This is a genomic window from Spartinivicinus poritis (assembly GCF_028858535.1).
Classification (GTDB): Bacteria; Pseudomonadota; Gammaproteobacteria; order Pseudomonadales; family Zooshikellaceae; genus Spartinivicinus; species Spartinivicinus poritis.
The window spans coordinates 20640-34910 of record NZ_JAPMOU010000029.1; the positions used below are offsets into that span (position 1 = coordinate 20640).

A 14271-nucleotide genomic window follows, 5' to 3' on the forward strand; every position below is an offset into this window, starting at 1 on the left:
TTTAGAGTAAAAAAATGCTCCTACTATTGTTAATAGCAGGAAGCATGAAAGTAGATACTAGTGATTTATTAATGTATATGACCTAGTCGGTTTTAGAAAAAGTTATATCTGCAATGTCAAGTACATTGCCTTTACCAGTATTATATATTAAGCGTAATGTGGTTACTTGGCTCAAATCAACATTATTAAACTTACTAAGTTTAACGGTTGCCGTATGTAGCAGTGCTCTTGGCAAGATACCCATAGATTGTTTAGAGTTACCAGGTAGAGCATTAAGAACTTCTGGATTATCTATAGACACTTGATGGCTTGCATTTCCATATGCATCTAGCAGTTGAACAGAAATTTCTGGAACCACACTTTTGTTGACAGAGTATACTCTGAAACTTAGTGTATCACTTTGGCTGATATCTTTTACATTTCTAAGACTCAATTCAGTTGATCCAGAAGACTGTAATCTAAGGCTTAAATTAGATTCGAATATTATTGCTGTTTTATCATCATTATAATAAGCTCTTGTATGAGGGCTAGGTATGGAGGGGTGACAATAGTTGTTTTCTTTAAGTTTGTCAGTAGTGTAATCAGGATTTCTTTTTGATTCGTCATCATTATAAGAGGTAGTTGATTTGAGAAGAGTGCAATTTATGGCATTACTATCACCTACATTGTTTATGTTAACTTTTAACATTTCGCTATTTTCTAATTGAAATGCGAACTTGATTTCATTTGTATTTAATTGTGATGATGGTGGAATCTGAGTTTCAGCTGATTCATTTTTTTTACCAATGAGATATGCTCGATTCATTAGGTTATCCTCCTGGTTAAGCTCTTTCAAGCTATCATGGAAGAATGCAGATGTATAAGCCTTTGCAGCATTTTGAGTCTTGGCTTCTGAAAATCGAGATTTAGGCATTGCTACTATTATGGATGTAAATGACTTAAGTCCATTACTTTCACGTTTAGCATCGTATTGAGATAGGAAATTAGCACCAGAATATGAAAATGGATAATAATCAAATTCTTTAGAATCTTTGTCTGCTGCATATCCACCGCAATGTGGGTCGAGAATGTATTTAATTTCTGATAATGGAGTGAACACACTTTCGATCTTTAAATATAAGCCTCCAACCCAATCATCTTGTGTTCCTGCGCTAAATAACCCTGGTGACCAAGTAGTATTGAAATAATTATGGTTGCCTCCCATAAATGTCCATTGATAGTGAGGGTTATTACTATTTACTTTGATAGTTTTGTCAAATATCCGTGCACTTTCCAAATTTTTAACATCGCCATCACAATAGGGAAGTATTGAGCCCAAACTTGCATTAGTAAGAGACATATTGTGGGTATTAGTTGAACCAATCAGTAAGACACTGCGTACATTGAAAATATCATTTTTAACGGCATTGAACTTTGCATAGTCAAGCACACCCTCTCCACCGCGAGAGTGTCCCATTAATCCGATACGCTGAAAGTCAAGTCGGCCCTCAATTTTACCTGCTAATTCATTAGCCTTGTCTGAATTACCTAACTTTGTATTAGTTCCATAAGTATGAGCAGCCCATAATAAATTAAGGTGATGATTAATTAAACGTGCTCTGGCTGATTTACCTGCTTTAGAATTTGCTAGGGGAGGCTTAGTGTAATTTGGCTTTTCAAAGTCTCTAAAATCCTCTATTGCATTAATACCATTAGCACTGATTGAAACAACAAAATAACCCTGACTCGCTAAATGCTTTCCTAAATATTCATAGCCTTTATAGCTTGGAATTGAAGACTGATCTTCTTTACATGGCCAGCGCATTTCAGCCTTATTATTTTCTATGTTATAACATGTAACATGACGTCCGTGTAATAACACGATAACGGGTAAATTTGATTGACCTTCAGGGAAATAGGTAACGCCTTCAACCTCTACATAGGGGGAATACTTTACTCCTTCTACATCAATATAATCATCAAAGTCGAATGGTTTAAATGGATTATTTGGATCGTTATTGTTGGCTTCCTTATCGATTATTTTATATTCATAAGTGGCAATATTATTAAATTCACCTTTTTCTCCTGGGTCATAGTTATTTTGCTCGGTAGCTAAAGAAAGATTACTAATTGTAGTGCTTATAAATAGTGGAGCCAATACAACTTTTATATAATATGTATATTTTAATTTAAGCATATGTTATATCTTAATGATTTCGTTAAACTGCCTTAATAAATACTGTCTTACATTTATACGGGTAAACTTATGGAGAAAAAAATAAATAGGCTCTCTATTTTGTGTGTATTAAAATGCTTTTATTTAAGGTTCCTAGTGGATAATTTACCAAACCATTAGTAATAGTGACGATAGAGTCGTCAGCTAATCCATTGAACTCTTCTAAAGATAAAATAAACGTTAACTTATTGAGATTGCCATTTTTATAGAAACTTTTAAAGAATTTACTATCGCCTATATTAAGCTCGTAACGTTGGCTTAGAATAGGAAATGACATTGGGTTGTTAAGAGAAATATTGACTTGATTGCCATCTGATTTAATGGCCTCGATAGTTGGATCCAAAGTCTGGTTGGCGGGGTCTGAATCTATAGTCATTGTTGGCTCGGCTTGTAATGTAAAAGCTGACACACAACAACTAATTAATAGTAAATTAATATATTTCTTCATAATCACTCTTAAATTAATTAAGTAAAATTGGCGGCTAATTTTTAGCAGCATTAGTCAAGGCTGGAAAATGACGCATAATACCGCCTTATTTAGCCTTTTAGCTAAATAGGGTTATCCTATATCAGTATTTGATAAGCGCAATAATATCCTAAAATACTGTTAGTATTGGGTTAATTAGAAATACAAGTTATATTAAGCAGTTATTTCAATAGACTTATACCATGAATGTCTAATATAATCTTCAAAAGTTTTTTTACAGTTGAACTCTCAGGAGTATCATACTTCATAATGCAGTTACTCAGTTAGTTTATTAAATTACTATCGTGAATAAATTTAAATACTAAAAAAATATCAAAAGCAACTTATAGAGTCTAACTTGGTTTTAAAGTTCAAAATTATTACATACATCAAATTGTTGCACAAGATACTATTTTAAACTTTATTGCTTTACTAAAACCTTTAATGTAAGGCTGTGTAAATTTAATTGACCTACAATAGGAGTTTATATATAAAATTAAATTTTCACCATTTCAGTAAAAAAAGCTCCTTTATTGATATTCTGATTTTCGTCAAGAAACAACACTAAAAAATGCTTCAGTGTAAAGATTTATCGATCTTCTTAAGGATTTTCAAACTTAAATTAAGCAAAATGAAGAAAGAAAGGCACTATTTATTTATGCCTTGATCGCCATTATGCTGCTAGCAGTAGGTTGCAGTGCTTCTCAGGTCTACCCAATAGTAACAAAGCTCTTTAAATATAATGTTACCATCCATCGGCGCTATGAATTTTTGGCTTTTCCTAGGTTCAGCTTGGGATAAATTGTGACTTATTGTCTGACAAGGTCTAATTACCCTTAAATTAGATAGAAGGGCCTACTTTACTGTATCCCTTCTGCAGTATGAAATAGCATTTTCTCCCCACATTTGAAAAGGTGACACCTTTCAATTGGATGAGAGTATCTTACTAGGGTGACTGAATAGACGATATTTGCATTATAGTGTGTAGGCGACACTTATATGCCTATCTATGTCGAGGGGACATGATGTGGCCCTCAGAAATCAATGGGTTTGCATACTGAAATAAAACAGTTGAAATGAAAGATAAGGAACATAAAAGTAAAGATTGTAAAGATAAAGAGCAAATAATTTTACCTTTCTCGCGTGTCCACTTAATAGCGTTGACCTCTTATTATTTTTGCATTCATAGTATTTTGAGGAGGTTGTAAGAAGTATTATTGAGCCTTTACATTACAAATTACCTAAGGCATCACATAATAACCAATTGTAGCTATACAAATCAGTGATTTAAATTAATATTTGACTTTCTTATAATCACCTTGTTCATGTTGGCTTGCTTACTTAAGCAAACAACTCCATTGATATTTAAGTTAATTGATAGGTAGTTATGAAGTCTATTCATTTTAAGAAAACTACAGTACCTGCCACTTGTCTTGCTCTAGTCATTGCAATGCCTATAGTTGCTGATGATAATGTTTCTCATAATCCTATGTTTGGTGATAACAAGCATCAAATTATGATACACGGTGGCAAAAGCTTTAGAAGTAAAGACCAGTTTGAGAACCTTTTTTTTGGTGGTATTACTTATAGCCAACCAGGTAGCTTCTTCTTTGGCTTGCCTGCAAGAAATAACTTGGAGGTTAATGCATTTAAAGGTAGAGATAATAAAGTAAATGGTAAGCCAAAAAGTACCCAACAAGTTGATAACTTGAGTCAGTACGATCTTGGAATGATTGGTATCTCGAAAGATGTAGCGCTTCTTAGTGGTACTAATACATACCTGTCGGTTGGTTTAGGTATTTACTTAAAAGAGAAAAAAACTAACCGGATTGGCTCTAAATTTACCTTTGGTGAACGACTTGCCCTTGGCTACCGTTTTGATAGCGGTATAGCTATGGAACTCTATGCCAGACATTTTTCTAATGCGGGCATTACTGATGATAATAGCGGGCAAAATTTTGCTGGTTTGAGTGTAGGTTACACTTTTTAACTGGCTAGCGGTAATATTAAGGGTTATTTTTAGTAGGATACTCCATAATGGTTTTAGCTATTGTGGTGTATCCTATTTTCTGAGTGACGAGTAAACTATCATCATTTTTATATATACCATGTCCATTTAAAAATAAGATACCCAAATCATTCGTGAAGGGTATCGCTATGTTTAAACATAAATGCCGGGTTTTTCTCAACATAGAAGCCGCGTGTCTCCAGTAATTTGTAAGCAGCTTGTAGCTCCTCATCATTACTCACTAAATAAGGCTGTTGATGTTTAGGGATAAATATTACAATAGGATAGTCCTGGCCGGGACTGAAGGGGTTACCTGATTCATCATTATGATGGAATAAGTGGCCGCCTTGGTAACCAGCCAACTGAATGGCTTGATTAAGTTGTTTAATAATATGCTTGCCATAGGTATGGATATTACCCATGTATTGGTCTTCTTTGACTATTGGATCTGCTTCGATTGTTGAGTCTTTTTTAATGGTTGTACCTTGTTGTTCTAAGTGTTTGACATAATTACTAGCCACTTGGCCTCTGAGTGGTCGAGGGACTGTATTTAATGGCCTTTTGTTATTACTTTGGTTTATGGTTGGCCAAATCCCAAATAGGTCATAGTCCGCGGTAACTGCTGCTTTGGCTCCGACAGGCTCTGTTACTCCTGGTACAGGTGGGTTGGTTAAGCCCCTTACTGGAGTAGATTTACCTGGGTTTTCTAGTGATTTAAAATCTGGCAGATGAAAAAGTGCCCAGGTATTATCTTCCGTTTTTTGTAATTGAAAATACTCATGGTCATTTTCACCATAAAAGCCTTTAATAATTGGTGTTGAGCCATTATGAGAAATAATTTCGATTAGTTTTTCTTCTACTAAATACTCAACCCGTTCGTTGGAAAGTTCTAGTTGAATTCGCTTTGCTCCTTCATTAATAGCATCATTTATTAGTGACTGTTGTTTTTTGAGAGCTTTTTCTCCATGGCACCTTACTTTGCTAAGCTTAGGGTTGTCTACGACAAAACCTGCGGTAGGTCCTCCATTACTCGATTTTGCCTTGTTAAGAAAGTTTTTTGATGCATAACCTTCAAGTAAAAGGCCTATGGAGTGTATATTTGGAGCTCGAATTGCCAAAACGGTATTTACTGTATTTACAACGTCTTGAATGGCTTGGCTGAATAGTAGCTTGGTCTTATTTTGAAAAAGTACAGGTAATGATAGTTTACGGTTGGAAGTATCTTGTGATTTCAACTCATGCGCATTTATATTATTAGTTTTATCTACAAAAAATTGCTTAGCACTATTGTTTTGTTCTAATGTTAGCTCATATCCTTTATATATATTTCCTATTGCAGCTTGTTGTATTTGTTCTGTGCTTACAATTTTGGAGCTAGTGTCTGATAACTTATGTGTTATTTGAGTCATAAAAATAATAATTAGAATGGTATTAAACATAACTTATGGCACTTACTTGTGAAAAAATATCTTTTTTAGCTGTTATTTTATAGATAAAAAATTATTTAGGATTGTATTTCAAACCGATGCATTGCTCAAATGGGTGTTTGACTAGTATTTTGAATATAAATGTAAACTAAATTGCAAAATGGCTAAGGAATATGTTATCTGTATCTGGGACGCCTATGCTTATAGTCAAACAGAAGCGTATATATGACGTCTACTTTCTGTATTATACGGTTATTATCTTTACATATACCCCTCATGTTAAGGGTATAGCCTTTGTATATAAAAAGGGAAAATCCAGTGAATAAACTGATCATTATTGCCAAAATAGAAGCATTTCCTGAACATGCAGAGTTTGTTAAACAAGAATTATTAAAGCTAATTGAACCATCTCGTCAAGATCCAGGTTCAGTACAGTATCAATTACATCAGGATAATAGCAACCCATCACTATTCTTCTTCTATGAAGTATGGGAAAACGAAGCTTTATTTCAGGAGCATATGAAAAAAGCTCATTTAATTAACTATATCGCTGCAACAGAAGGTAAAATAAAAGACTTTTCAATGAATGAACTGACTGTAATCAGCTAAGGGTACCTCTAATAGTGATTAGAGGTTATATAGATAAATGATTGAAACCTAGCGGCTAATCTATATTGGCCGTTTGATAAGGTTTATTTAAATAAAGGCTTTAGCTGTTCTCGAATAAAGTTTATAAATACTTTTATTTTGGCAGCTGGATACCGTTCACTATAAAGTGCATAAACATGTATTTTAGGAAGACTATAATCCGGTAGTAATTTAATAACACTTCCATTGTTGATATCTGTTTTAGCAATAACTTCAGGGGTTGCTGTAATACCGAGCCCACTTTTCATCATTTGATAGGCGACAGCAGATGAATTTGTTGATGCTTTTTCTTTTATACTCATCTCATACTGCTTGCCATCTGGCCCAGTTAATAGCCATTGAAAGTTGGCCATTGAGCTTGTGGTTATCCAATCCATTTTTGCTAATTCTTCAAGAGAAGTAGGCTGGCCAACACGATTAATATAGTCTCTGCTTGCAACAATGACTGCTTCTGCCTCAGTAATGTGGCTTCCATAATAGGGCCAGTCTTTTGTCAAACCTATTCGAACGGCTACGTCAATATTATTCCTTTCAAGGTCTGCTAATTCATCACTGGCAATCAAATCAATGCTTACATCTGAATAAGTTGATTCAAATTTATGAATAATGCCAGGAAGTAACTCCAAACACATGTCGTTTTTTGCTGTAACCCTTAACCGGCCTGTAGGAATATGTTTTGAGTTTTCGACAAGCTGGAATATCTCTTCACCCAACTGATTAAGCTGCTGACAATGAGATAGTAGTCGTTTGCCTGCGGTTGTTAACGCCACTGATCGGGTGCTTCGGTTTAGCAGCTGTACGTTTAGTGTTTTTTCTAACCGTTGTATTTGATCACTGACATGCGCTTTACCAAGCCCAAGTCTATCCGCAGCTTGAGTAAAAGATGCCTCTTCAGCAACCACTGCAAACATAGCAAACTGTTTTAGGTATTTAAGTTTATCGTATTTCATTGTTCGAATTATGCATACAATATGTTTGAATATCTATTATTTATTTTGCTATCGCGAGTGGGTAAATTTAGCTGCAACACAAACGAATATAAGGCTGAAGCAAATGAAAGCAGTAATATTATTAATCGCGCTTGCATTCTTATCTCCTATAATAGTAGCAGACCCTCATGATTCCTATCGAGAGATTAGGGATCACAGTTTAACGATTGATCAAAATGTTCACGAACAGGCTACTGATTTAAAGCCAAAGCTGGCTGAAGAAGATTGTTCATTAAAATCAGACGATGATTGTGAGGGTAGTGCGGTTGAGGATGAGTCTTAGTTCCCCCCTTTATACTGAAGGGTGATAGTAACTGAGCTACAATTTTCATTAATTTCAGTAGTACGTGGGTTGGTAAATAGCTAAGTGTAAACTTATGTTGCTGAAAAAATATTTAATAATCTATGCCGTTACCGTTAACGTTTTTGCAAGTGAAATGAAATCAGTGCTCGTTGGTGTTGATGAGTGGGCGCCATTTGTTGGGCAAGGGCTACCGGAGAATGGCATTATTAGTAAAACTGTGAAGTCTGCTTTCGCAACAAAAGGAGTTAAGGTGGACTTTCAATGGTTGCCTTGGAAACGAGTCATGTTTATGACTAGTAAAGGAGATCTTGATGCGACGCCTGGTTGGTCAAGGAACAAAGATAGGGAGAAAAAATTTTTATTTTCAGAACAGCCCATACTTACAGAGTCTGCTCACTTATTTTACAAAAAAGGTAGGACAATAACCTGGAATGAAATTGCTGATCTTAAAAAATATAGGTTTGTTGGAATTTTAGGGTATAACTACCAGTACCTTGAAGATGAAGGTATAACGATTGAAAGAGTTAAAACGGAAAAGCAAGCCTTAAATATGATTGTTAGTAGCAGGGCTGATATATTTGAAGCCAATTTGAAGGTAGGGATTGATGCTATAAATTCTACACTAGATAAAAGTAAGCAGGGTGAAATAGAGGTATCTAACAAACCAAGTAAAGTTTTCCATTACTATGTTTTATTTCCTAAGACAGAAAGAGGTCAAGAAGTTAAGCAGATATTTGATGAAGGTTTTAAAGCAATCCAGCACTAATTATTTTGGATATGTAGCCTATATTCCTACCCCAAACAATGAAGTGCCTAAATGCAGATAGAAGATGGTCTTTAGGAAGCTTCTAAATAATAAATCATTAAATTCCCCTAATTTGATGAACGCTAGAAAAATAAAAGGATTGAATCTATTACCAGCTGCTTAGTCTTCAAGCTACTCTGAAATTGGATGCAGTGTCAGTCAGGCTCATGGAAACATACATGCCAAGTATTTAAATAGAGCGATTAATATCCTATATCGTGCCAAAAGCTAATCCCAATTGGTAAGTGTGGTTATTGTCATCAACACTCATAAGTAGCGATAACATGACAAAGTGGGGAGCGAATTATGACTAACACTGGCAAGTGCCCTTTCAATCACGCGGCAGGTAGTGGTACCTCGAACCGGGATTGGTGGCCTAATCAACTTCGTCTGGAAATTTTGCGTCAACATTCTTCCTTGGCTGACCCGATGGATAAGGATTTTGATTACGCAAAAGAGTTCAAAAGTTTAGACCTTCAAGCGGTCAAAAAAGACCTGTACACCTTAATGACTGACTCACAAGATTGGTGGCCAGCTGACTATGGTCATTATGGGCCTTTATTTATTCGTATGGCATGGCACAGTGCAGGCACCTATCGTACGGGTGATGGCCGTGGTGGCGCAGGTACTGGCAATCAACGTTTTGCGCCAATCAATAGCTGGCCAGACAACGGTAATCTAGATAAAGCCAGAATGTTGCTATGGCCTATCAAGCAAAAATACGGCAGGAAAATTTCTTGGGCAGACTTGATGATTTTGGCAGGTAATTGTGCCCTTGAGTCTATGGGCTTCAAAACCTTTGGTTTTGCTGGTGGCCGTGAAGATGTCTGGGAGCCTGAGCAAGATATCTACTGGGGTAACGAATCAGAGTGGTTGGATGACAAACGCTATTCTGGTAAACGAGACTTGGAAAACCCATTAGCTGCGGTGCAAATGGGGTTAATTTACGTTAACCCTGAAGGCCCAAATGGCAATCCAGACCCTGTGGCATCTGGTATTGATGTTCGTGAAACCTTTGGCCGGATGGCAATGAATGATGAAGAAACGGTAGCCCTGGTTGCTGGTGGGCATACCTTTGGTAAGTGTCATGGTGCAGGTGATCCTGCGCTCGTTGGTCCAGAGCCAGAAGGTGCCAGTATTGAAGAGCAGGGACTGGGTTGGAAAAACAGCCACGGTACAGGTAAAGGTGAAGATACCACCACCAGCGGCATTGAAGGGGCCTGGACTGCCAACCCTATTAAATGGGACAACGACTACTTTGATATTTTGTTTGGCTATGACTGGGAGTTAACCAAAAGCCCAGCAGGTGCCCATCAATGGGTACCCAAAGGCGGTGCGGCGGCTGATCTAGTGCCAGATGCCCATGATTCAGCTAAACGGCATGCCCCCATCATGACGACGGCTGACCTGTCATTAAAAATGGACCCTATTTACGAGCCCATTGCCAGGCGCTTTCAAAAAGACCCAGAAGCTTTTGCTGATGCTTTTGCCAGAGCTTGGTATAAGCTGACTCATCGAGATATGGGGCCACGGGCACGCTATTTGGGTAATGAAGTACCTGACGAAGAGCTGATCTGGCAAGACCCTATTCCCGCAGTGGGCCACGATTTAGTTGACGATAAAGACATCGCTGCCCTTAAAGGCAAAATTCTGGATTCGGGTCTCAAGGTTTCTGAGTTGGTATTTGCTGCCTGGGCATCGGCCTCTACATTCCGTGGTTCTGATATGCGTGGCGGCGCCAACGGTGCACGGGTTCGGTTAGCCCCTCAAAAAGAGTGGGAAGCAAACGAACCTGCGCAATTATCTAAAGTGCTCAATGTGCTAGAGAATATTCAATCCGAATTTAACGGTGCCCAATCAGGTAACAAAAAAATCTCGTTAGCAGATTTGATTGTTTTAGGTGGTTGCGCGGCGGTAGAGAAGGCCGCTAAGGATGCTGGTCAAAACATTACTGTTCCATTCACTCCAGGCCGAATGGATGCCTCTCAGCAACAAACTGATGTAGTGTCTTTTGCTGTATTGGAACCTATTGCAGATGGTTTCCGCAATTACCAAAAAGGCAGTTACAGTGTTTCTGCTGAAGAACTGTTAGTAGATAAGGCCCAATTATTAACCCTAACTGCACCTGAAATGACAGTGTTGGTAGGGGGGATGCGGGTCTTGAATACTAATACAGGACAAACTAAACATGGTGTTTTCACTGATCGGCCCGAAACTTTAACTAACGACTTTTTCGTCAACCTGCTAGATATGGGAACCACCTGGAAGTCCATATCAAAAGACGACAGTTTATTTGAAGGTCGCAACCGCAAGACAGGTGACGTAAAGTGGACTGGCACTCGTGTCGATTTAATCTTTGGCTCAAACTCACAGCTGCGTGCATTAGCAGAAGTTTATGCCACAGCAGATTCACAAGAAAAGTTTGTCAAAGACTTTGTGGCCACCTGGACCAAAGTCATGAACCTGGATCGTTTTGATGCTGCTAACTGAGGGTAGACAACAGTAGGTGTAATATAGCATTAACAGGCTCTAGGTAACCATTTAAAAGGCGATGTTTTGTAGTATACCCATCATGAATCATTTTTAGGTGTGAAAATTAAGTGGTATATACTCACAGCGAAGGATTATTTAGGCGAGGCCACCGAGCGATGAAGCCCCAGGAGTTTAGATATAAACTAAATGACTGGGGTGAAGAGTGATGGTAACAAAGCCTAAAAATCATTCGCGAAGAGTATAGAATCATCGCCTTTTTGATTGGATTGTGAGTTGTTATTGACAGGAGTTTACACAAGTGTTGGTGAATAATAAAAGGGGTAAGCTAATCTATAGGTAAAGATTAATAAAATAGAGAAAAAAGATGAATGATCCTCGAGAGCAGCTTGAAAGAGTTAAGCGGTCACTTGATAGGGTGAAAAATAATAAAAATAAATCTGTAGCAGATTATAGAGGTGATCTGTATCATTTTTTTCAAGATTGTTATCACTTAAAAGACTGGATTAAAAACTACTCAACGATAAACGGCTACTGATTTGAGGTAAGCAGCGTAATAGAGAGATTTAGCAGTTGAATAGGCGATATTAACTATAAGCAGTGTAAGGCATTTGCTGTACTTTATTGTTAGCTTCATTTGAGGCCTATCCCTTTAGCGAGCATTTTAGCACCAATATCGCTGAGCAATAAATAATCACCATAATTAGTGAAGAATTTCACCTTCCCATTGTGATATCAATACCATTATAATCACTACATTTTATACAACTGCCGTTTATTTAGCCTGATTTTGTATGAAATTTTGTTACTGATATAGGCAAATCTAAAAGAGTAACGCAGTAAAAGAAGCAGTTATTAACGGGAAGTAGATGAAAAAACAGCTCTCTTTGTTCGTTTTAACGTCAACCATAGGAATGGTGGCGCCTTATACAACAGGCTTATAGCTACGATGATAATGGGCGGCTGACTAACTCAACACTAGATAACACCTCGTCGCATGATTATGTATACGACACAATGGGTAATCAGTTAATAAAATATGTACTGCCTGATCAGACAAGTTATCAAAAGCCTGATTTAGCGATAACGTATCCTGAAGCACTCAATAAACCAGTTAATCCAGATAGCCCCATTTTAAGCTGGAATATTGGCGAAGTTAATACACCTGTTGTATATGATTTATACTTAAGCCAAGAAAATCCACCTAAAATTTATCGCAAGGGGTTAACTGCGACGGAATTAAGGCTTGAGTATTTGAATTCAGGTACTGATTATTATTGGAAAGTTATAGCAAGGGATCAACATAATACAGTAGTAGCTGAAACAGACGTTATTAAACTAACAACAATAAATAATCCACCTTCTATTCCTATACCAGCACTTCATAAAAATGATCAAACGACTAGCTTAGAAGCCTATACTTTGGCTTGGCAAGCATCAACCGATCCAGACCCTGATGATTATATAGCTGGATATGATGTTTATTTCAGTGAAGTTGGAAAACCACTTTCAAAAGTTGCTGAAAACATTAAAGACAACAGTTATGTTTTAACTAGTAGGTTATCAGCTGATAAAGCCTATCAGTGGAAAATTGTTGCAAAAGATAAAAAACAAGCAATATCTGAAAGTAGTAATTATATTTTTCAAGCCACAGACTTTGAAAATGGAACTTTAGGCGGTTACTTCTGGCGTTATAGTGGCTCTGGCCGTTGGCAACGTGCAGAAGGGAAAGGCAAAGAAGACAGTACCGCTTGGTCTGCGACAGGGATTGGTCCCAACCAACAAATGACCGTGTCTACCACTATACACTCAGTGGGTGGATTAGTGTCTTTTGAAGTAGCCACCAGTTCCGAAGGTTCGGATCGCTTACGCTTTTATATCGATGGTCAAGAAGTTGGTAAATGGAGTGGACAGACTGAGTATCGTCATGTGGAATTTTTAGTTTCATCAGGAAAGCATGAGTTAACCTGGACCTATAGTAAAGACTACAATGGTGTTTCAGGTGAAGATACGGTTTGGATAGACAATTTATTTATTCCTGGGCAAGTAGACCACGACCAGGATGGCGTGGTTGATGGTTGGGAATATACCTATTTTGATAATATTGAAACGGACTTTAAAACCTATGACCCTGCGTTAGATAGTGATGGTGATTTATTAACAGATGTTGAAGAAGCCCAATACTTAACGAGCCCAAAGAGCAATGATACAGATCAGGATGGGATGCCCGACGGGTGGGAGATAGCAAATCGTTTAAATCCCTTAGTCCAAGACCATAAAGCGGATGCGGATCATGACGGCGCATTAAATGAAGAAGAGTATGTTGCTGGCACAGACCCCCAAGACAAAAGCAGTATAAAATCAAAAGTATTAATTGATTTTGAAGAGGACACTTTGGGTGGCTATTTCTGGCGTTATAGTGGCTCTGGCCGTTGGCAACGTGCAGAAGGGAAAGGCAAAGAAGACAGTACCGCTTGGTCTGCGACAGGGATTGGTCCCAACCAACAAATGACCGTGTCTACCACTATACACTCAGTGGGTGGATTAGTGTCTTTTGAAGTAGCCACCAGTTCCGAAGGTTCGGATCGCTTACGCTTTTATATCGATGGTCAAGAAGTTGGTAAATGGAGTGGACAGACTGAGTATCGTCATGTGGAATTTTTAGTTTCATCAGGAAAGCATGAGTTAACCTGGACCTATAGTAAAGACTACAATGGTGTTTCAGGTGAAGATACGGTTTGGATAGACAATTTATTTATTCCTGGGCAAGTAGATCACGACCAAGATGGTGTGGTTGATGGTTGGGAATACCACTACTTTGATACTTTAGGCCATGATCTCAATCAAGACTCTGACGAAGATGGTGTGTCAGATTTTGATGAGTTTCAAGCTGGCACTAACCCTAAAGAACCTAACTAG

Annotated in this window: 11 protein-coding genes; 7 read left to right on the forward strand and 4 right to left on the reverse strand. The window is 37.6% G+C overall.

The genetic code is table 11. The features are described 5' to 3' along the window. Positions 1-82: 82 nt before the first annotated feature. A complete protein-coding gene (locus ORQ98_RS19330) occupies positions 83-2176 on the reverse strand; it encodes an alpha/beta hydrolase (protein ID WP_274690459.1) in 2094 nt (697 codons plus the stop codon). 94 nt (positions 2177-2270) lie between these two features. Beyond that, positions 2271-2663: a hypothetical protein gene (locus ORQ98_RS19335; protein WP_274690460.1), complete on the reverse strand. Its 393-nt coding sequence runs from the start codon at positions 2661-2663 to the stop codon at positions 2271-2273. 1405 nt (positions 2664-4068) lie between these two features. On the opposite strand from ORQ98_RS19335, the gene ORQ98_RS19340 reads away from it, so the two are divergent. After that, a complete protein-coding gene (locus ORQ98_RS19340) occupies positions 4069-4671 on the forward strand; it encodes an acyloxyacyl hydrolase (protein WP_274690461.1) in 603 nt (200 codons plus the stop codon). Between the two features lie 146 nt (positions 4672-4817). Here the strand turns inward: ORQ98_RS19340 and ORQ98_RS19345 are convergent, their stop codons facing one another. Continuing rightward, positions 4818-6128 (reverse strand): anthrax toxin-like adenylyl cyclase domain-containing protein, encoded by a 1311-nt coding sequence (locus ORQ98_RS19345; protein WP_274690462.1) that lies wholly within the window; start codon positions 6126-6128, stop codon positions 4818-4820. A 306-nt stretch (positions 6129-6434) separates the two neighbouring features. Here ORQ98_RS19345 and ORQ98_RS19350 point away from each other — a divergent pair, with 306 nt between their 5' ends. Continuing rightward, positions 6435-6725, forward strand: coding sequence for a putative quinol monooxygenase (locus tag ORQ98_RS19350; protein ID WP_274690463.1), 291 nt, complete (start codon positions 6435-6437; stop codon positions 6723-6725). An 83-nt stretch (positions 6726-6808) separates the two neighbouring features. Here ORQ98_RS19350 and ORQ98_RS19355 read toward each other — a convergent pair whose 3' ends face one another. Continuing rightward, entirely contained in the window at positions 6809-7714 is a 906-nt protein-coding gene (locus tag ORQ98_RS19355) for a LysR family transcriptional regulator (RefSeq protein ID WP_274690464.1), read from the reverse strand. A 103-nt stretch (positions 7715-7817) separates the two neighbouring features. On the opposite strand from ORQ98_RS19355, the gene ORQ98_RS19360 reads away from it, so the two are divergent. From ORQ98_RS19360 to ORQ98_RS19380, 5 genes are all read left to right on the forward strand, one after another. Further along, entirely contained in the window at positions 7818-8036 is a 219-nt protein-coding gene (locus ORQ98_RS19360; protein ID WP_274690465.1) for a hypothetical protein, read from the forward strand. 94 nt (positions 8037-8130) lie between these two features. Further along, a complete protein-coding gene (locus tag ORQ98_RS19365) occupies positions 8131-8823 on the forward strand; it encodes a substrate-binding periplasmic protein (RefSeq protein ID WP_274690466.1) in 693 nt (230 codons plus the stop codon). A gap of 345 nt (positions 8824-9168) precedes the next feature. Continuing rightward, positions 9169-11352: a catalase/peroxidase HPI gene (gene katG, locus ORQ98_RS19370; RefSeq protein ID WP_274690467.1), complete on the forward strand. Its 2184-nt coding sequence runs from the start codon at positions 9169-9171 to the stop codon at positions 11350-11352. Between the two features lie 367 nt (positions 11353-11719). Next, positions 11720-11890, forward strand: a complete 171-nt coding sequence (locus ORQ98_RS19375) for a hypothetical protein (RefSeq protein ID WP_274690468.1) — start codon at positions 11720-11722, stop codon at positions 11888-11890. Between the two features lie 479 nt (positions 11891-12369). Next, on the forward strand, positions 12370-14271 hold the full coding sequence (locus ORQ98_RS19380) for a fibronectin type III domain-containing protein (RefSeq protein ID WP_274690469.1): 1902 nt from the start codon (positions 12370-12372) through the stop codon (positions 14269-14271).

Excerpts from the sequence above, each read along its gene's own strand:
- ORQ98_RS19330 (WP_274690459.1), bottom strand. The coding sequence starts at position 2,176 with ATGCTTAAATTAAAATATACATATTATATAAAAGTTGTATTGGCTCCA.
- ORQ98_RS19335 (WP_274690460.1), bottom strand. The coding sequence starts at position 2,663 with ATGAAGAAATATATTAATTTACTATTAATTAGTTGTTGTGTGTCAGCT.
- ORQ98_RS19340 (WP_274690461.1), top strand. The coding sequence starts at position 4,069 with ATGAAGTCTATTCATTTTAAGAAAACTACAGTACCTGCCACTTGTCTT.
- ORQ98_RS19345 (WP_274690462.1), bottom strand. The coding sequence starts at position 6,128 with ATGTTTAATACCATTCTAATTATTATTTTTATGACTCAAATAACACAT.
- ORQ98_RS19355 (WP_274690464.1), bottom strand. The coding sequence starts at position 7,714 with ATGAAATACGATAAACTTAAATACCTAAAACAGTTTGCTATGTTTGCA.
- ORQ98_RS19360 (WP_274690465.1), top strand. The coding sequence starts at position 7,818 with ATGAAAGCAGTAATATTATTAATCGCGCTTGCATTCTTATCTCCTATA.
- ORQ98_RS19365 (WP_274690466.1), top strand. The coding sequence starts at position 8,131 with ATGTTGCTGAAAAAATATTTAATAATCTATGCCGTTACCGTTAACGTT.
- katG (WP_274690467.1), top strand. The coding sequence starts at position 9,169 with ATGACTAACACTGGCAAGTGCCCTTTCAATCACGCGGCAGGTAGTGGT.
- ORQ98_RS19375 (WP_274690468.1), top strand. The coding sequence starts at position 11,720 with ATGAATGATCCTCGAGAGCAGCTTGAAAGAGTTAAGCGGTCACTTGAT.
- ORQ98_RS19380 (WP_274690469.1), top strand. The coding sequence starts at position 12,370 with ATGGGTAATCAGTTAATAAAATATGTACTGCCTGATCAGACAAGTTAT.